Genomic DNA, 17,785 nt, shown 5'->3' with positions numbered 1-17,785 from the left:
CTCTTCAGCCGCGGGGCGTTAGCCCCCGGTTCTTCTCACCGGCTCCGCCGCTAAACTTTGCTTCTCCTTGTCCAACTCGTTTTGTCCAAAAACACGAAGCGAGGGGACAGAACCCGGCTCACTCGTTGGCGGCTCATCGCCGTTCGGCACTTCTGCCGCGGGTTCCGCCGCATTTGTGGCCTGTGTGACCTCCGGGGGTTTTGTCCGATCCGGCGCATCGGCGTCGGACGATTGGCCAGCCGGCGGCTGCTCGTCGACTGTGGCGGCGACGCGTTCGGCAATCTCCCGCAGCGCGGCCGGGATCGGCGATTCGCGTTTCGCCCTGACGGGCGGCGCCGGTTGATCGACTTCCGGCAGGCTTGGCTCTGGGTCGCGCGGCTTTCGGCCGGTAGCGATCTGGTCGATCTGCTCCTCGATGGCCCACTGCTGTGGCAGGCTGGGAACCTCGCGCCGCACCACCTCCTTCACCTGGCCCACCATCCGCTCCAGTTCGACCCGCCGCCGCCGGTCCACGCGGCGTTGCTTGTCGCGCCGCTCCTGCCGCTCCACCAGCCAGGCCGCGGCCCGCCAGTGCGTTTCCGCCGCGCGCCGCACCGCCTGCAGCGGCCCCAGCCGCGCGGCCATCTTGGCCCGTCGCACCTGGAGGTCGAAGTCGTCATCGCCGTCCCGCTCGCGGCGGATCGTCTTGACGCTGCACCCCACGTACTCGGCCGCGCTGCCGAGCGTCATCCCCGCCGTGAGCAGCGCGCAAACCTCTCGCCGCTTGGTCTCATCGAGCACCCGTGGCCGACTCATGGTTACCCCCCATCGATAGCGTTTAGAAAGCGAGTGTGTACACGCGTACACACCCCTTTCTATCCGACAGGGTGGCCTGTTTTCTACCAAAAACCCCGGAAAAAACAGCGTTCGAGGCGCCGCCGTAGGCCGGACCAAGCGGCGCGAAAAGCAAGCCACCCCGCCACGCCCAACCGCCGCGCCGTTCCGGCAATTCGGCCTTCTCACCGCAGCCAGATCGATTCCGCCGGAGCAGCGCGGCGGCCGCGTCGGTTAGCTAACGCAGCGTCATGCGCCGCTTGATCTGGCCTACGGACTGGTTGGAATAGAGGTCACGACACAGAAGGTATCCACAGCTCTCCGAGCAGTGACGAACGCCGTTTCGGAGAAACGGCGATACACTCGGACGCCCCAACGTGCTGGCCGCGGTGGTCGTGGGGCCGTTGGCCGCTGTGTGCGGTCGTCTAGTTTGCAGAGTGGGCGGCAGCAAAGCCAACGCCCACCGCGATCGCTTGAACAGGATGGGGCTGAACAGGACGCGGCTAGTAACTCATAGAAGCCGCGGTTTCGCTGAGGAACGTGCGTTCAGCCTCGGAGAGTCGTGGGTCTTGGCTCAGCTCCTGGAGAAACTGCTTGATCTCTTCGCCGCCTGACCATGCAACCTTCTTAACGACCTCCTGGTTGAGCGACTGGCCGCTCTCAAGATCACCAATGCTCGATCTCAGCAGGTTCTTAACCGCGTCCACCGCTGCCGGATCATCAATTCTTAGCAGTTCTCCTAGAGAAATAGAATCACCGTGCTCAGCCTCCGCTGCCAATTCAGCGATGCTGTGTAGTAACTTGCGGCGCCTGTCATCGTACTCCGCGAGTGCGATGGCGAGGCCGGTTCCTGTGGTCGCTTCCCCCGGCAACTGCCGATCACTGCTCGAATACTTCGTGCGGAGGAACTCTAGTGGGAAGTCTACGGAATGGGATCGCATGCGGTCAGCGATCATCTCTTTTGCGAAGTGGTTTATCGCTTGTTGCTCAGCCAATGGATCTTCGCATAGGTTCCACCGAAAGAACTGCAGCTCGAGCTTGTTTCGAGCGCCGATGGCCGAAGTCAGGGGGCCATTCAGCCGGCTTCTCAAGTAGTCAGTATCGCCTGAGAGAAACTGGCCATCCCCAAGAAATGCAGATAGTTGACCGTGCATAGACGTACTCGATGCACCCCGCCAGCTTCGTTGAGTGTTGACCAGTGTGGGGAGCGAACCTCGGTCGCCAACGATTGCAAGCAGCGATGAGAGTGTCGCAACATCTCCAGGTCGCAGATTTGTACCGCGAAAAGAATCGGATAACAGGGATTCAATCGCCTCCCGAAGTAACTCCGGTGGCGCATAAGACATCGCCCTGTACAACGCTGGCCTCTCAAACCGGTGCTTTCCCGCCGCAATCCAGCCGCTCACGGTGCTCAGAACGTCGGCGTCCTGCATCAAGTGAACAAGAATGCCGCCGTAGAAGTCGGGATGTCTTGGCAGCGCAACTTCTGATGCGTTCAGGATCTCCTTTGGGGAATACTTCTCAGCGAGCGGCTTGGCGAGCCTGGTATACTGGAGAGGGTCGATCCATGACCTGTCACGTTGGCTGCGGTTGCTGACGATTGCTGACATCTCATCGACAAGCCTTGAACCTGAAGCGGCCGGCTCCGATCCAGCCAATGCTGCGGAAGGAGCGTCCTGAGCAGGGCTTGCGTAGAGCAACATCGAAGTGAAAAGCGTCAAGACGCAGGTCGTGGTAAAGAAACGCATCGGTCAAACTCCCACCAAAGTTCTGCGGCGACGCTATTCTTCGATCAACGCCGCAGCATCCGCTACGATTGTGCGATCCCGCGCAGGTGCGTAGGGTAGGTGCTCGCACCTACCAATGGCAGCTTATCCCAGACGCAAGGCAGGTGCGAGCACCTGCCCGACGCGCCCGGCATCCAAATAAAGAACGCCGGCGGGAAGCCCCGCCGGCGTTGGTGGATTTCTGATTGTCCGCGTCGATCGCGTTAGGCCACGCTGTCCTTGCGGCCCGACGGGCGGCGTTTGCCGGCGGCGACCGCGCTGCCCTTGGTCAGGCCGCGGCGGCGACGCCGCTGCTTCTGGCCCGAGCGGCGTTCGCCCGTGGCGGACTCGCCGCCGCTGCCGCCACTGCCGTTAGCGCTGCCCGAGCGGCGGCTGCTGGAGCCCCCTTTGCCGGGGCCGCCCTTGGCGTAGCCGCGGCTCTTGTTGCGCGACTGGCCGCCGCCGCCCGGCTTGCCCTTCCGCGCGGGGCCGGAGCCGTAGCTGATCGGGTCGGTCGGCTCGAAGCCCTTGATGGTGGCCTCGACCGGGATCGACCGCTTGGTCAGCCGCTCGATCTGCTTCAAGAGGCCGTGCTCGTCGCCGGCGCAGAACGACACGGCCGCCCCCTCGGCGCCCGCCCGCGCGGTGCGGCCGATGCGGTGCACGTAGGTCTCGGGCGTTTCGGGCAGGTCGAAGTTGATCACGTGCGACACGCCGCTGATGTCCAGGCCGCGGGCGGCGATGTCGGTGGCGATCAGCACCGGCGGGTTCTTGCCCTTGAACTGGGCCAGCGCGCGGTTGCGGGCGTTCTGGCTCTTGTTGCCGTGGATGGCCGCCGCCTTCACGCCCTCGCGCTCGAGGTGCTTGACGATCTTGTCGGCGCCGTGCTTGGTGCGGCTGAAGACCAGCGTGCGGTCGCGGCGGGTCGACTTGAGGAAGTGCGCGAGCAGGTGCTGCTTCTTCTTCTTGTCCACCATGTGCACCGACTGCTTGACCTTGTCGGCCGGCTTGGACACCACGCCGATCTCGATCGACTCGGGGTTGGTGAGCCACTGCTGGGCGAGCTGGCGGATCTCGGTCGGCATGGTGGCGGAGAACATCAGCGTCTGGCGCTGCTGGGGCACGGCCGCGACAATCTTCTTGAGCGCCGGGAGGAAGCCCATGTCGAGCATCTGGTCGGCCTCGTCGAAGATCAGGATCTCGACCTTCGACAGGTCGATGTGGCCCTGGTCCTTGAGGTCGAGCAGCCGGCCCGGCGTGGCGACCAGCGTGTCGACGCCGTTCTGCAGCGCCTTGACCTGGTGGAACTGCGACACGCCGCCGAAGATCACCGTCTGCCGCAGCGGGGTGAACTTGCCGTACTTGTCGAAGCTGGCGCCGATCTGCGCGGCCAGCTCACGCGTGGGCGACAGCACCAGCGCCCGCAGCGGGCGGGGCTGACGCTTCACCTTGCGGCGCTTGCCGTCGATCGTCTGCTTGGGGGGGCGGGGCGGCATGGTGTCCATCAGCCGCTGCAGCGTGGGCAGCGTGAAGGCGGCGGTCTTGCCGGTGCCGGTCTGGGCGCAGCCGATCAGGTCGCCGCCGGCCAGCACGACCGGGATCGCCTTGGCCTGGATGGGCGTGGCCGTGTCGTAGCCCAGCAGGTCGGTGGCCTGGAGGAACGCGTCGGCCAGGCCGAGTTCAGAGAAATCCATCAACAGTGTTTCTTTCGTGTGCGCCGGCCGGCGCGCGGGGCGAACCCTGGGCGCAGCTCGAGCGGCGGGGCCCCACGCGTCGCGGGGCGGTTGCTAAGGGCGGCCTGCGTCCCGCGTCACAAGACAACGGGAACCAACGCCACAACGCGTGGCGGAGGCCGTAAGGGGCAAGAGAATCAATCGCCCTCGATAGCAAGAATCCCCGGGAATGGGCGCCGATTAGGTCCGGCAGGCCGCCTGGGGCAGTAGCTTACGTCGAATTTGAATGAACACGACCGGCCGGAAACGTAAGGCGGGGGCCGGAAGGTCTCACACCTTGGTAATCCGATAAGCATAGCACAAATCGGCCGCCGGGCAAGGCGAGCCGGGCCGGCGGCCGCCGCTACCGCAGCCCGCGGTACGCGAAATTGCCGGTAATAATGCCCGCCAGCACAAACGCCAGCACCCACGAGAACGTGCCGGACTGGACCGCCCCCAACGCGAACACGGCGGTCAGCACGGCGCCGATGGCGCCCAGTTGGCGGCTGGCCGCCCGGGTGTGCCAGTAGCTAGCGGCCCAGCTGGACTCGTCCCGCCAGTCGAACTCGCGTCCGCACTGGGGGCAGGAGTCGAGCTGCTGGGCGCGTCGCTCCAATGCCGCGGCGCAGTTTAGGCAGCACGCCCCCAGGGGCGTGGTGGTGGTCGTCTGGTTGTCCAATTTGGGCAGCTCCAGATGTTTGTTGACGCATTGGGTGGGGAGCGCCCCCACCACCCAAATCTCTGTGTACCGTTCGTCTAGACCTGGCGTTAGGTCATTAGTTGACCCACAACGCGAAGCCGAGGAAATCGCCGCGGAACACCCGCTGCAGCTGGTCCCAGGAACGCTTGGAGCTCAGCTCACCCCGCTCGAGGTAGGGCAGGGCGGCCGTGCCCTGCACCCACAGCACCACGTCCAGGTCGCGGGGGTCGGTCAGCACGCGGTTGATGTTCACCCCGCCCTCGAAGCCGCGCCGCCAGAACGGGACCAGCTTCTCGCCGTTGAGGATCGCTTCGGCCTCGTCGAGGAAGGTGTGCCAGGCTTCGATCCGAGCGGCCGACACGTTCAGGTTGGTGATCACGCTCTGCTGGTCGGCGCCGGGGATCCACTCCAGGTGGTTGTCGTCCTCGGCCTGGATCAGCTTCCAGCTCGCGCGGCTCAGGTCGGTCATTGTCAGCAGGTGGTCGCGCGCGTCGCGGAGCCGGGCGGGCTCGCGGAGCTTGAAGTTCAGCAGGTGCACCGCCGCGACGAAGTCCGACAGGTCCTCGGTGTTGAAGATGCCGCGGCGGTGGAGTGGCTCGACCTCGCCCCGCTCGTTGGCGAACTCGGTGTCCGGGTTAGCGAAGAACGCGTGCGCGGTGCGCTCGAACAGGTCCTGCTGATCGTAGGCCAGCACGACGTCGGCCATCGCCATCACCGCGTGGCAGTAGCCCCGCATCCAGTACACGTCCGCCGAGTCGAAACCGACCACCATCGGCTTGCCGCGGTCGTTCTGCTGGCGGCGGTTCATCAGCACGCGGAACGTGACGTCCAGCCGCTCCGAGTCGGCGATCCGGCCGTCGCCATCGGCGTCCATCGCGACGCGATCGAAATTGAGGTCCCAGTGGAGGTCGTCATCGTCGACCTGGGCGAGCGTCTGTTCGGCGGTTTGCACGTCGGACTGGAACCGCTCGATCATCGCGCGGAGGTCCTCGTACCGGACCACCTGCGCGTTGTCTTTGTTGCCCGCCGCGGCGCCGACCCGCAGAAAGGGGATCCAGCCCGCCTGCGTCCGCGCGCCGTACCGCACGCCCGCCTGGCTGAGCCGCTCGACCGCCTGCAGGAACTGCACGGTCCCGAGCTGGAAGCGGGCGAGGTCGTCGTCCGGGGAGTTGTCGAGGTGTTCGGCCAGCGCGTCGGCCGCGGCCTGAAGCTGCCCGTCGTTGAGCTGCTGATCGATCGCGGGCCGCTCCTGCGCCTGGGCGGCCGCGGTGGCCGCCAGGAACAGGCCGCACAGCAACGCGGTTTTACAGAGGTCTGTGCCATTCATCGCCCGTCCTCCCAGCCTAGGACTCCGTCCGGACAACCCGGCGGCTCACTGGTCATGTTATTCCCGTGCCGCCCGGGCGACAAAAAAACCCGGCCCTCGCGGGCCGGGTTGGTGCGTTTGAAGATCAGCAGGGCGCCAATCAGCGGACCGCGCCGGTCTGGCGGACCTTGGTGTCGCGGCGGGCCTCGGCGGACTGCTTAGCGACGGGCGCCTGGGTGGTGCCGGCCAGGTAGTTGTCGATGCGTGCCGACTTGCGGATCTCCTCGTAGCGCTCGGCCATGGCGATCCGCATCTTCTTCTCGTACAGGTCTGGGTAGAGCGTGTCACGCACCTCGGCCGGGGTCACTTCGACCGGCTTGGTGCGGCCCTCGCACTTGAGGATCACGAACTTGTCGCCCACCTGCACGATGCCGGACAGTTCGCCCGCGGCGAGCTTGAACGCGACCTCCTCCAGCTGGGGCTGGCCGCCGAACTTACGCAGCGGCGGCACCTCGCCGGAGAGCGCCCGGCTGGTCGGCTCGATCGAGTACTCCTCGGCCAGCTTGCCGAACATCTCCATCGAGTCGTTGGCGCGGGCCTTGTCCCAGACCTCCTGGGCGCGGCGCATCTCGCCGAGCACGATCGCGCGGACGCGGACCCGCTCGCCGAAGTTGGCCTCGAAGCCCTTGTTCATGTCGTCCTCGGTCACCTGGACCTTGTCGCGGGTCAGCTTCTTCAGCGCGGCCGAGGGCCAGACCGAGTCGCGGACGTAAACCTCGTAGCTCACGCCCTGCTCTTCCGGCGCCATCTTGGCCCACTTGGCCAGGTCGGGCTGGCCGTCCTGCGTGGTCACGCCGGCCAGCGTGGCGGCGTGGGCCATCTCGGCGCGGAGGTCGTCGTTGCCGACCGTGACGTTCAGCTTCTTGAGCTCCTGCTCCAGCAGCATCCGCGACACGTGCCCGTCGAGCACCTCCTCGCCGTGGCGGGCCAGGCACTCCTTGCCGAGCTCGAGCATGGTGATCGACTCGCCGTTGACGGTCGCCACCACGCCGGGCATGGCCTGGCTGAGCTGGGGGTCGTTGTACACGTTCTTGATGGTCGCGGCGTTCTGCAGCTTCTCGAACAGGCCGGCGGCCACCACGCGGAGCTTTTCCTCGCGGATGCCCTCCTCCAGCTCGCTGCGCACGGCGGCCGGCGCCACCTTGCGGGGCGGCAGGTGGCTCTCGCACTTGAGGATCGCGAACTGCTCGCCGACCGGCAGCACCTTCGACACCTGCCCGGGCTGCAGCGCAAACGCCGCACGCTCAACAGTCGGCTCGCCGATGTGGGGGCGGATCGGCTGGATCAGGCCGCCGATCGACGCGCTGTTGACGTCCACGCTCTTCTGCATCGCCACGCGGGCGAAGTCGTCCGGGCTGGCGGTCAGCTGACGCTGGAGCTGCTCGGCGAGCTGCTGGTTCTCGACCACGATCAGCCGGACCTGCACGGCGGCGCCGTAGCGGCTCTCGTAGGCCTTCTGGATTTCCTCGTCGCTCACCACCAGGTCCTCGGCGGCCAGCCGACGCAGCGCGAGGGTGGGCCACAGGATGTCCCGCTTGTACTCCTCGGCCGTGACGCCGCGCTCGTCCTGCAGCAGCCCGAGCCACTGCTCGCGGCCCAGCTTGAACCGCTTGGCCATGCGGTCGATCTCGGCCTCGATCTCGTCCTGGGTGATGGTGATCCCGCGGTTGCGGCAGTGGTGCTCGATCAGCCGCTTGTTGACCAGCGCCTCGAGCACGTCCTCGCCGAACCGCTCGACGCAGGCCTGCGCCAGCGCGGGGCGGCTGACGTCCTGGCCGTTGACGATGGCCATGACGTCGTGCTGGGGGGCGGCGGGGCGGGCCGGCCGCGCGGGCGGGGCCGCGGCGGTCTGGGCGCCGGGCGCCTGGGCCTCGGCGGTCGGGGTGCTGAACGAGCGGACGGCGATCGCGCCGCCTACCACGGCGATCGTAACGACCGCCATCACGAGTCGGCGCGAACGCACCACGCGGGGGTCAACAACGGCATCCATGCGGGCCATGACGGTTTCTCCATAAACCGGGTCAAAGGCGAGGGCGATACGCAACGGGAGCGCGCACGCCGGGTGTATCGGGGCAGGAAGATTAACGCGCCTGCGGGAATCGGGGCAAGAGAAGAGTTTGGGCGGTGCTAGCACCGGGTTGCGTGGGATTGATGCGCGGCGGAGCCGCGACACTTCGTCCCATCCGAATTCCGCGATCGCCAATCCCCGATCCGGACTACTCGTCAAGCACCTCGGCCTCTTTGGTCTTGGCCAGTTCGCTGGCCTGGCCCTCGAACTTGTTGGTCAGCTCCTGGATGTCGTCCTTGTAGGTCTTGCACTCGTCCTCGCTCAGCTCCTTGTCCTTCTCGAGCTGGTCGAGCGCCTTGTTGGCGTCGCGGCGGACGTTGCGGATGCTGACCTTCGACTCCTCGGAAAGCTCCTTGGTGCGGGCGACCATCTTCTTGCGCACGTCGCCGGAGAGCGCGGGGATGTTCAGCCGGATGACCTTGCCGTCGGACTGCGGGGCCAGGCCGAGGTCGCTGGCGATGATGCCCTTCTCGATGTCCTTGATGGTGCCCGGGTCGAAGGGGCGGATCACCAGCTGCTGCGGCTCGGGCGCGCTGACGCTGGCGATCTGCTTGATCGGCGTGGGCGAGCCGTACACCTCGGCCTTCAGCGAGTCGACCATGCCGGGGTTCGCCCGGCCGGTGCGGATGCCGGTCAGGTCGTTCTTGAGGCGGGCCACCGCCTTCTCCATCCGCTCTTCGGCGTCCATCAGGACTTCGTCTACGCTCATGATGATCGGGGAGGTTGGGGTCTAGTCGGGTTGTACAAGGGGGACGACAAGTGGTGCGGGCCGCGGCCCGCTACGCGGTGGTCGGCTGCGTGCTGTCGACGCGGGTGCCGAGGGCCTCGCCGCGGACGGCGCGTTCGATGTTGCCGTCGGTCCGGTAGTTGAACACCAGGATCGGCAGGTCGTGTTCCATGCAGTGGGCGATGGCGGTCGAGTCCATGACCCGCAGGTTCTTCTCGCGCACCTGGGCGAAGCTGAGGTGCTCGTACAGCACGGCGTGGGGGTTGGTCTCGGGGTCGTCGCTGTAGACGCCGTCGACGCGGGTCGCCTTCATGAGGATGTTGCACTCCAGCTCGAGCGCCTTCTGCGCGGCGGCGGTGTCGGTCGTGACGAACGGCGCGCCGGTGCCGGCGGCGAAGATCACGATCCGCCCCTTCTCCATGTGCCGCTTCGCGCGGCGGCGGATGAACGGCTCGGCCACGCCGTCCATCTTGATGGCGCTCATCAGCCGAGTCTCGGCGCCGAGCGACTCGAGCGCGTCCTGCAACGCCAGCCCGTTGATCACCGTGGCCAGCATGCCCATGTAGTGGCCGGTGGCCTCCTGGATGCTGCGGGCGCCGGCGGTGAACTGCGCGCCGCGGAGGATGTTGCCACCGCCGATCACGATGCCGATCTGCACGCCCAGCTTCTGGGCCTTGATGGTCTGCGAGGCGATGTCCACCACCTCCTCCATGCTGATGCCACGCTGCCCGGCGGGGGCGAACGACTCGCCGGAAAGCTTCAGCAGGACTCGTTTGTAGGGCGACGACATGGGCGGTGTTTGGGTGGGCGGCGCGAAGGGGGGAACACTAATGGACGCTAATACGATTGGGGGCGATTCAGCAGTGGTGCAGGTCGGAGAGGATGAATCGCTTCCACTGCACGGCGCCTTTTTGTCCGAAGTTGATCAGGTAGCCGACGGGCTGTCTCGCAATCCGGAGGTAGTTGAACAGCTGAGCTTCGTGGTCTGGGGTCAACTCGGCGACCGCCTTGAGCTCAACGACAACGGCGTCAAAGACCCTCAGGTCAGGAATATACCGTTTCTCGATCGCTCGTCCGCGGTAGTGCAGGCGGATCTCCTGCTTGGCCTCGAACGGTATCCCCTGCAACTCTAGCTCGATCTCCAAGCACTGCTGGTACACCTCCTCCGAGAGGCCATATCCTATGCGATTGTGCACCTCAAAGGCAGCGCCCATCAGCCGGTACCCTTCGTCCTCGTACATCACTTCACACCTTGGTTGGGGTTCCCGGATCAATGCGGAAAACCCCTCCATGGTAGTTGGCGAGCGGGATCAGCGCGTATGAGTGTTCCCCCGACTTCCTCGATGTCCTGACAGAAAAAAAGCCCCGGAGCGAACTCCGGGGCTTGTGGGTTTCTCGGTGCGGCCTAGGCGTCGGCCGTTGTTTCGCCGACCTTCCAGAGCGTGAAGCTCTTGATCTTCATGCCGCCCTCTTTGGCGACCTGGCCGACGGTCTTCTTGTCGTCGTGGATGTAGGGCTGCTCTTCCAGCACCTTTTCGGCGTAGAAGCTCTTCATGCGGCCGACGATCATCTTCTCGATGATGTTCTCCGGCTTGCCCTCGGAGCGGGCCCGCTCCTTCTGGATGTCTTCCTCGGCCTTGACGATGGCCGGGTCGAGCTCCTCCTTGGTGGCGGCCGCCGGCTTCATGGCGACCACCTGCATGCCGATGTTCTTGGCGAGCGTGTCGTCGCCGCCCTCGGCCGACAGCAGCACGCCGGTCTTGCCGTCGTGGTGCACGTAGCCGCCGCAGGGGCCGTCGATGCGGCAGATCCGCGGCAGGCGGAACACCTCACGGATCTTGTTGACGATCTCGTCCCGGACCTCCTTGAGCGTCTGGCCCGACTTGCTGGGGCAGGGCTGCTCCCACAGATCGTCCGGGGTCGCGGCGCCGGGGCCGGTGGCGAGCTGCTCGGCCAGGTCCTTGGCCAGCTGCACTACCTCGTCGTTGCCGGCCACGGGGGCCGACTCGACCTGCAGCTCGATGATCGCGCCGGCCTTGTCCGAGGTGAAGATCGCGATGCGGCCTTCCTCGGTGGTGCGGTCGCCGCGGCCGTCGATGAACTTGGCGCCCTCTTCACGCAGCTGCTTCTTGGCGGCTTCCATGTCGCCGCCCGCTTCGACGAGGGCCTTCTTGCATTTCATCATGGGGAGCTGGGTCTGCTCCCGCAGCTCTTTGACCAATGCGGCAGTGATCTCTGCCATGGGGTGTTGCTCCTGTGGAGTCGGTGTGGAGTGTCAGCCGTGGCGCCCGCGGACACGCGGCGCCGGTTGGGGGATGGGATGGGCGGTCGCGGGGGCCTAGCCCTCGGACGCCTCGCCCGCGGCGACCGCTTCGGCTGGGGCCTCGGCCGGCTTGTCCGAGCCCTCGGAAGCCGCCTGCTGCTGCATCGCCTGCTGCGTCTTGCCGGCCACGATCGCGTCGGCCAGGATCTTGGTGATCATCTCGATCGAACGCATGCTGTCGTCGTTGCCCGGGATCGGCAGGTCCACCGTGTCCGGGTCGCAGTCGGTGTCGATCAGCGAGACCACGGCGATGCCCAGCTTGCGGGCCTCTTTGACGGCGTTCTTTTCCTTCTTCGGGTCGATGACGACCATGCACTCGGGCAGGCGGTTCATCGTCCGCATGCCGTTGAGGTTGCGGTACATCTTCTTGTACTCGCGGTTCAACGACGCCTGGGCCTTCTTCGAGTACGAGTTGAGCGCGTCCGACTGGCGGATGCCCTCCAGCTCTTCCAGGCGGGACAGGCGGTCGCGGATGGTGCGGAAGTTGGTGAGCGTGCCGCCCAGCCACCGCTCGGCGACGAACGGCATGCCGCAGCGCGACGCCTCGCGCTCAACGCTCTCGGCCGCCTGGCGCTTGGTGCCGACCCACAGGATCAGGCTGCCACGGGCCGCGACGTCCGCCAGATACTTCTTCGCCCGCAGCAGGCCGCGGATCGTTTCGCGGACGTCGATGATGTGGATGGTGTTCTTGCGGGCGTAGATGTACGGCCGCATCTTCGGGTTCCACCGGCTCGAACGGTGACCGAAGTGGACGCCTGCTTCAACTAGCTCTTTGACGAGGGTCGACAAACCAAATCTCCTGATCGTGGCACACCGGCTATGTCCCCTCCGATTGGGTGGGGCGTCCGGCGTTGGTAACATCCGGCCAATTAAGGATTTAAACCACCAGGACCGGGCCGATCGGTCCTGGGGAGCCCAGTAGAATACTCGGCTATCTGATGGGGGTCAACGTGGCCCGCGATGGCCCACCCGCCAGTCCCGACGGGCTTCGCATCCCGCCAACTTCGGCAACGCCTGTCGTCAGCGACCAAAGCGGCACCGATTCTACCGGTCTGTTGCCGTAAGTGGTTTGTTTGTAATCGGTTGGAGAAAGCGGCGGGGTTAGCTTCAGCCGGGGATTGCCCGAAGTTGGCTCTGCGGGCGCACCGAGCGCCAGGTGGATCACGTCGAGCCGCAAGCAATTGGCTGGCAGGCACATGTCTTAGGCTCAGACAACTGATGGTCCTTCGGCGGTGGCTCCAACGCCCGCGAGGTATGCTGTGGACGAGACTTGCTGCCACGCTCGTGCCGGTTAGGGCCGCGTCTGGCTAGTGCCGGCCAACAACGCGGACCGGTCGGACGCCGTCGAGAATCTCGTCGGGCGCACAATCCGATCGCTCGAGGTTGAACCATCCCCGGTAGCCGAGGATGGGCCCCCAGAACCGGTTCGAAATCGAGACGTCCACCAGGAACCGCTGGCTCGAGTCGTCGAACGACTCTCGCACGAGCGCATCGCCGGAGAAGAAGCGTGGGAATGCGAAGCTTAGTGGCCCCGTGTGCAGTCGTTGCCCGGTCGTGCGTACGACAAGCGAGCCGTCGTCTTCGGCGGCAAAGTTGAGGTCGACCGACAGGTGCTGGTGAGTGCCCGCGTACAGCACGGGGCCGTTTCGTCGCTCGCTAAAGACGAAGTACTCGTCAAACTCGCGTATGCGGTTGGGGAAACGAAACGTGCGTTTCCAGGTCACGGTCTCGCGTCCAAGCCCATCAAGGTACGCGTAGTTGCGGATCTCGAACGGCACGCCTTGGCTGACCTCTGGGAACAGGATCCGCCGGGTGGCGCCGACGTGCAGAAACGGCACGACATACCACCTCCCGTGCCAGACCTCGTCCATCACGCCCTGCCCAATGAACGCGGCGTGGGAAGAACTCGTGATGCTGTACTGCTCTTGGATGCGCGGGTGGAGCCTGGCGTAGGCGTCGCCCATCGCTCGCTGCACGATTGACGGGGATGGCTCCACAGCAGGTCTGTTTCTGTGCAAGGGAAGCCGTACGCGGCGACACACTATCGATGGGACGCTCGACGACGCTCCGCAAGTGTGGACCACGCCGAGGCCGACGACAATGGCAGCAACGCGGCGCAGCCAATGAGCGCCGCATTCAGCAGCACGCACTGGGCGGCCAGGATCGATCGCACCGACACGTCATAGCGATCGCCTTCCAGCAGAGGCGTGGGGTCGATCGGCCTCTCAAGGCCTACGCAGAGGGGCGAGGCCGGGACCGTAAGCAGCACGGCGGCGGCGACCGAAGCAATGGTCCCGAGGCGCCACCAGAGTCGCGGCTGCTTCCCCCACGCTGCCCGGGCGGACACCTGCGCCGGCAGCAGCACCAGGCAGGGCAGGACCGCTAGCGGTCCCAGGATGAGGAATGCAACAAACACCGGTCGAACGCCTGCTCGCCGCGGAGGGCTGGCGTGCCGGCCTGCGTTTGTAGTACTCATCGGCTTGGCCCTGGGCGATGGCTCTTAGCCGTTGTTGGCAGGGAACGCCGCTGCCGGGTTCAATCAGCGTTCACGCCGCGTGCCCGGCCCCTACTCATCATCCTCGTCCGACGACGACCCGATCCGGTCCTTGCCGACGTAGGGCCGCAGCGCCTCGGGGATCAGGATCGAGCCGTCCGGCTGCTGGCAGTTCTCCATGATGGCGATCAGCGCGCGGCTGATGGCGACCGCGGTGCCGTTGAGCGTGTGGACAAAGTGCGTGCCCTTCTCGCCCTTCTTGCGGTAGCGGATATTCAGCCGCCGCGCCTGGTAGTCGGTGCAGTTGGACGTGCTGGTCACCTCGCCAAACTCGCCGTGGTCGCCGCGGCCCGGCATCCAGGCCTCGAGATCGAACTTGCGGTACGCGGGGCCGCCCAGGTCGCCCGTGGCGATGTCCAGCACGCGGAACGGCAGGCCCAGCCCGTTGAAGATCTCGCACTCCAGGTCGCAGAACATATTGAGCATGTCCTCGCTCTGCTCCGGCGTGGTGAAGGCGAACATTTCGACCTTGGTGAACTGGTGCACGCGGTATAGCCCGCGCGACGCGCGGCCGGCGGCGCCCGCCTCGGTCCGGTAGCAGTGGCTCACGCCGCACAGCTTGATCGGCAGGTCCTCCTCTTCGAGGATCTTGCCCGCGTGCAGCCCGCCCAGGGTGATCTCGGCGGTGGCGACCAGGTTCAGGTCGAAGTTCTCCACGCTGTAGATTTGGGTCTCTGGTCCGCGGGGGATGAACCCCACGCCCTGCAGCACCTCGCCCCGCGCCAGGTCGGGCGTGATGGTGGGCGTGAAGCCCTCCCGCATCAACAGGTCGATCGTGTACCGCTGCAGCGCGAGCTCCAGCAGCACGGCCTCGTTGCGGAGGTAGTAGAAGCCCTGGCCCGCGACGTGCGACCCGCCCTCGAAGTCGATCAGGTCGTGCTGCTCGCCCAGCTCGACGTGGTCCAGCACGGGGAAGCTGGGCTGGCGGACCTCGAGATCGCCGCGGCGGATCTCGCGGCTGGCGTCCTCGCCGCCGCGGGGCGAGTCGGGGTGCGTCAGGTTGGGCATCGCGCGGTGGATGGCGTCGGCCTCGGCGCTGATGCGGTCGATTTGCGACTGCAACGCGTCCTTCTCCTCACGCAGCCGCCGGCCCTCTTCCTTGCGGGCCTCGCGTTCGTCGTTGTCCTTGGCCTTGCCGATGGACTTGCTGACCTCGTTGGCCTGGCGTGACTTCTCTTCGACCTCCTGCATCAGCGTCTTGCGCTCGCCGTCGAGCTGAACGAAGCGGGCCACGTCCGCCTTCACGCCCCGGACGTTGCAGTTCTCCTGAACCAGCTCCGGGTTTTCGATGATGTACCGCTTATCAAGCATCTTGTTTCAACCGCGTGTTTCGTTGCTTGTTGTTGATTGCCCCAACAATAGCAGCCCCTCCCCCGGGGAGATGGCCTCCCGCGGGCCGCGTCGCGGGTCGTTTGGAGCGGCCCGGACGCGTCGATTCACTATCAGCGATGTGGGAGTTTAACTCGCCGAGCCCAGCTCCAGCCAGAGTGCTGCGCTCGACCGCACTCCGCGGTGGAAGTCGGCCAGGCAGAACTTCTCGTTGGGGCTGTGGGTGTTGTCGTCGTCCAGGCCCCAGCCCAGGAGCAGCACGTCGGCGTCCAGCTTGCGGGCGAAGTCGTCGACGATGGGGATGGAGCCCCCTTCGCGGATGAACACCGGCTGGGTCCCGAACCCCTGCTCGATGGCCGCCGAGGCGGCCGCCATGTAGGGGCTGTCGAGCGGGAACTTGACCCCCGCCCCGCCGTGGTGATCGACGAGCTCCATCTTGATGCCCGGAGGGAGCTGCGGCTCGAGGAACTGCTTCAGGCCCTCGTAGACCTTGTCGAGCTTCTGGTTGGGGACCAGGCGGAAGCTGACCTTGGCGCCCGCCTTGGCGGGCAGCACGGTCTTGGCGCCGGCGCCCTGGTAGCCCCCCCAGATGCCGTTGACGTCGCAGGTTGGGCGGGCCCAGCGACGCTCGAGCGTGGTGTAGCCTTCTTCGCCCGACAGGCCGTCGACGGCGAGCTGCCGCTTGAACCGCTCCTCGTCAAACGGCAGGCCGGCGAACTCTTGCCGCTCGCGGTCTTCCAGCGGCACGACATCGTCGTAGAAGCCGGGGATCTGGATCCGTCCCTGCTCGTCGGTCAGCGAGCCGAGCAGCTTGGCCAGCGTGTTCACTGGGTTGGTCACCGCTCCGCCGAAGCTGCCCGAGTGCAGGTCCTGCTTGGGGCCGGTCAGCAGCACCTCGTAGTAGGCGATGCCGCGGAGGCCGTAGGTGATCGCCGGCACGCCGGGCGCGAACTGCCCGCTGTCGCTGATCACGACGCAGTCGCACGCCAGCTTGTCTTTGTTGGCTTCGATGAAGGGGCCGAGGTGCTCGCTGCCGACCTCCTCCTCGCCCTCGATCAGGAACTTGAGCTGCAGCGGCAGCTTCCCCTCGCAGGCCAGCACCGCCGCGGCGCCCTCCAGGTGGGTCAGCATCTGCCCCTTGTCGTCGGTGGCGCCCCGCGCGTAGACATTGCCGTCGCGGACGGTGGGCTCGAACGGCGGGGTGATCCACTCGTCCAGCGGGTCGGGCGGCTGCACATCGTAGTGGCCGTAGACCAACGCGACCGGCGCGCCGGGCACGGGGGGCGTCTCGGCGTAGACCAGCGGGTGCCCGTCGGTGGGGATCACCTCGGGCGTCAGGCCCATCTCCTTGATCCTGCCGGCGACCCACTCCGCCGCCCGCGCCACGTCCGCCTGGTGGGCCGGGTCGGCGCTCACGCTGGGGATGCGGAGCAGCTCGAAGAGTCGCCCCTCGCGGGCCTGTTGCTGCGAATCGAGGTAATCGGCAATCTTGCCCATAAACGCCGGCTAATGCTGGTTGGCTGGGGTGATGGCGCCCTGGCGGGCGCCGTGGTGAGTCGAGGATCGGTCTAATATACTGCGGTGTTTGGACAACCACCACCGCACACCCCCATTGCCGAGGCCCCTGATGGACGAGCAATCCGCTCACGAAGAACCGGGCGAAGGGGTCGTGGTCGCGCCGAAGAAGGCACCGCAGAAGGAGCGAGACCGGCCCCCGATCCCCAAGTACAACGTCGTGCTGTGGGACAGCGACGAGCACACCTACGAGTACGTGATCCTGATGCTCCGCGAGCTGTTCGGCTACACCACCGAGAAGTGCTTCAAGATGGCCGAGACGGTCGACCAGAAAGGCAAGGTGGTCGTGATCACCACCACCAAGGAGCACGCCGAACTCAAACGCGACCAGATCCACGCCTACGGCAAAGACGAGCACATGAAGAACTGCAAGGGGTCGATGACCGCGACGATTGAGGAAGCGAACTGATTGCGGATCTCGGATTGCTGATTGCAGATTGGAGTAAGTCCTGGGGCAAGATGGCGGGTGGGGGACTGAATGTCGAAGCAGGAAGAGTTTAAGCAGCGCACCAAGGCGTTTGGTCTGCGGGTGGTTAAATTGGTGCAGAGTCTGGGTGACGACCGGATCGGACGGGTGTTGGGCAACCAGCTGCTCCGTTCCGGCACGTCGGTTGGCGCAAACTACCGCGCGGCTTGCCGGGCTAGGTCGGCCGCCGAGTTTCGCGCGAAGCTGGGGATCTGCGAGGAGGAATGCGATGAGTCGATGTACTGGATCGAGCTGCTGGTGGATTCCGAATTGATAAGGGCAGAGCTTGTTGAGCCGTTGCTCGCCGAAGCAAACGAGTTGCTATCGATGATCGTGGCATCGATCAATACTTCAAGAAACAAGTAGTCCGCAATCCGCAATCCCCG

At 65.9% G+C, this 17,785-nt stretch carries 17 protein-coding genes; 2 read left to right on the top strand and 15 right to left on the bottom strand.

All coding sequences use genetic code 11. The features are described 5' to 3' along the window. Positions 1 to 18: 18 nt before the first annotated feature. From KOR34_RS15920 to KOR34_RS15850, 15 genes are all read right to left on the bottom strand, one after another. Positions 19 to 795, bottom strand: coding sequence for a hypothetical protein (locus KOR34_RS15920; RefSeq protein ID WP_146565664.1), 777 nt, complete (start codon positions 793 to 795; stop codon positions 19 to 21). A 521-nt stretch (positions 796 to 1,316) separates the two neighbouring features. Next, positions 1,317 to 2,561 carry a hypothetical protein gene (locus KOR34_RS15915; protein WP_146565663.1) on the bottom strand — a complete coding sequence of 415 codons (1,245 nt, stop codon included), beginning with the start codon at positions 2,559 to 2,561 and terminating at the stop codon, positions 1,317 to 1,319. A gap of 242 nt (positions 2,562 to 2,803) precedes the next feature. Then, a complete protein-coding gene (locus tag KOR34_RS15910; protein WP_146565661.1) occupies positions 2,804 to 4,273 on the bottom strand; it encodes a DEAD/DEAH box helicase in 1,470 nt (489 codons plus the stop codon). Positions 4,274 to 4,655: 382 nt separating this feature from the next. Further along, positions 4,656 to 4,970: a hypothetical protein gene (locus KOR34_RS15905; protein ID WP_146565659.1), complete on the bottom strand. Its 315-nt coding sequence runs from the start codon at positions 4,968 to 4,970 to the stop codon at positions 4,656 to 4,658. A gap of 97 nt (positions 4,971 to 5,067) precedes the next feature. Then, the gene (locus KOR34_RS15900) at positions 5,068 to 6,318 is read right to left on the bottom strand and encodes a hypothetical protein (RefSeq protein WP_146565657.1); all 1,251 of its coding nucleotides are present in this window, start codon (positions 6,316 to 6,318) and stop codon (positions 5,068 to 5,070) included. A 139-nt stretch (positions 6,319 to 6,457) separates the two neighbouring features. Further along, positions 6,458 to 8,356, bottom strand: coding sequence for a peptidylprolyl isomerase (locus KOR34_RS15895; RefSeq protein WP_146565656.1), 1,899 nt, complete (start codon positions 8,354 to 8,356; stop codon positions 6,458 to 6,460). A gap of 217 nt (positions 8,357 to 8,573) precedes the next feature. After that, the gene (gene frr, locus KOR34_RS15890) at positions 8,574 to 9,134 is read right to left on the bottom strand and encodes a ribosome recycling factor (RefSeq protein ID WP_146565654.1); all 561 of its coding nucleotides are present in this window, start codon (positions 9,132 to 9,134) and stop codon (positions 8,574 to 8,576) included. 70 nt (positions 9,135 to 9,204) lie between these two features. Beyond that, the gene (gene pyrH, locus KOR34_RS15885; protein WP_146565653.1) at positions 9,205 to 9,942 is read right to left on the bottom strand and encodes a UMP kinase; all 738 of its coding nucleotides are present in this window, start codon (positions 9,940 to 9,942) and stop codon (positions 9,205 to 9,207) included. 67 nt (positions 9,943 to 10,009) lie between these two features. Next, complete coding sequence (locus KOR34_RS15880) at positions 10,010 to 10,393, bottom strand: GxxExxY protein (RefSeq protein ID WP_146565651.1); 384 nt, start codon at positions 10,391 to 10,393, stop codon at positions 10,010 to 10,012. A 164-nt stretch (positions 10,394 to 10,557) separates the two neighbouring features. Further along, complete coding sequence (gene tsf / locus KOR34_RS15875) at positions 10,558 to 11,394, bottom strand: translation elongation factor Ts (RefSeq protein ID WP_146565649.1); 837 nt, start codon at positions 11,392 to 11,394, stop codon at positions 10,558 to 10,560. A gap of 96 nt (positions 11,395 to 11,490) precedes the next feature. Next, complete coding sequence (gene rpsB / locus KOR34_RS15870) at positions 11,491 to 12,264, bottom strand: 30S ribosomal protein S2 (RefSeq protein ID WP_228714631.1); 774 nt, start codon at positions 12,262 to 12,264, stop codon at positions 11,491 to 11,493. A gap of 518 nt (positions 12,265 to 12,782) precedes the next feature. Next, entirely contained in the window at positions 12,783 to 13,472 is a 690-nt protein-coding gene (locus KOR34_RS15865; protein ID WP_146565646.1) for a DUF4166 domain-containing protein, read from the bottom strand. A 44-nt stretch (positions 13,473 to 13,516) separates the two neighbouring features. Next, entirely contained in the window at positions 13,517 to 13,891 is a 375-nt protein-coding gene (locus tag KOR34_RS15860; RefSeq protein ID WP_146565644.1) for a hypothetical protein, read from the bottom strand. A gap of 150 nt (positions 13,892 to 14,041) precedes the next feature. After that, positions 14,042 to 15,340 (bottom strand): serine--tRNA ligase, encoded by a 1,299-nt coding sequence (serS, locus tag KOR34_RS15855; RefSeq protein ID WP_146565642.1) that lies wholly within the window; start codon positions 15,338 to 15,340, stop codon positions 14,042 to 14,044. A 147-nt stretch (positions 15,341 to 15,487) separates the two neighbouring features. Next, positions 15,488 to 16,855 carry a dipeptidase gene (locus KOR34_RS15850; RefSeq protein WP_146565640.1) on the bottom strand — a complete coding sequence of 456 codons (1,368 nt, stop codon included), beginning with the start codon at positions 16,853 to 16,855 and terminating at the stop codon, positions 15,488 to 15,490. 130 nt (positions 16,856 to 16,985) lie between these two features. On the opposite strand from KOR34_RS15850, the gene KOR34_RS15845 reads away from it, so the two are divergent. Both KOR34_RS15845 and KOR34_RS15840 read left to right on the top strand, forming a co-directional pair. Then, positions 16,986 to 17,342 (top strand): ATP-dependent Clp protease adaptor ClpS, encoded by a 357-nt coding sequence (locus KOR34_RS15845; RefSeq protein ID WP_146566046.1) that lies wholly within the window; start codon positions 16,986 to 16,988, stop codon positions 17,340 to 17,342. A gap of 69 nt (positions 17,343 to 17,411) precedes the next feature. Next, positions 17,412 to 17,765 (top strand): four helix bundle protein, encoded by a 354-nt coding sequence (locus KOR34_RS15840; RefSeq protein WP_146565639.1) that lies wholly within the window; start codon positions 17,412 to 17,414, stop codon positions 17,763 to 17,765. The last annotated feature ends 20 nt before the right edge of the window (positions 17,766 to 17,785 follow it).

The organism is Posidoniimonas corsicana (assembly GCF_007859765.1).
In the GTDB taxonomy this organism is placed as follows: domain Bacteria; phylum Planctomycetota; class Planctomycetia; order Pirellulales; family Lacipirellulaceae; genus Posidoniimonas; species Posidoniimonas corsicana.
The sequence above is the reverse complement of the archived record's forward strand: the minus strand, read 5'-3'. Positions and strand labels throughout refer to the sequence as shown.

Bases quoted from the DNA above. Each gene is read 5' to 3' on its own strand.
- KOR34_RS15920 (WP_146565664.1), bottom strand. From the start codon at position 795: ATGAGTCGGCCACGGGTGCTCGATGAGACCAAGCGGCGAGAGGTTTGC.
- KOR34_RS15915 (WP_146565663.1), bottom strand. From the start codon at position 2,561: ATGCGTTTCTTTACCACGACCTGCGTCTTGACGCTTTTCACTTCGATG.
- KOR34_RS15910 (WP_146565661.1), bottom strand. From the start codon at position 4,273: ATGGATTTCTCTGAACTCGGCCTGGCCGACGCGTTCCTCCAGGCCACC.
- KOR34_RS15900 (WP_146565657.1), bottom strand. From the start codon at position 6,318: ATGAATGGCACAGACCTCTGTAAAACCGCGTTGCTGTGCGGCCTGTTC.
- KOR34_RS15895 (WP_146565656.1), bottom strand. From the start codon at position 8,356: ATGGCCCGCATGGATGCCGTTGTTGACCCCCGCGTGGTGCGTTCGCGC.
- frr (WP_146565654.1), bottom strand. From the start codon at position 9,134: ATGAGCGTAGACGAAGTCCTGATGGACGCCGAAGAGCGGATGGAGAAG.
- pyrH (WP_146565653.1), bottom strand. From the start codon at position 9,942: ATGTCGTCGCCCTACAAACGAGTCCTGCTGAAGCTTTCCGGCGAGTCG.
- KOR34_RS15880 (WP_146565651.1), bottom strand. From the start codon at position 10,393: ATGTACGAGGACGAAGGGTACCGGCTGATGGGCGCTGCCTTTGAGGTG.
- tsf (WP_146565649.1), bottom strand. From the start codon at position 11,394: ATGGCAGAGATCACTGCCGCATTGGTCAAAGAGCTGCGGGAGCAGACC.
- serS (WP_146565642.1), bottom strand. From the start codon at position 15,340: ATGCTTGATAAGCGGTACATCATCGAAAACCCGGAGCTGGTTCAGGAG.
- KOR34_RS15850 (WP_146565640.1), bottom strand. From the start codon at position 16,855: ATGGGCAAGATTGCCGATTACCTCGATTCGCAGCAACAGGCCCGCGAG.
- KOR34_RS15845 (WP_146566046.1), top strand. From the start codon at position 16,986: ATGGACGAGCAATCCGCTCACGAAGAACCGGGCGAAGGGGTCGTGGTC.
- KOR34_RS15840 (WP_146565639.1), top strand. From the start codon at position 17,412: ATGTCGAAGCAGGAAGAGTTTAAGCAGCGCACCAAGGCGTTTGGTCTG.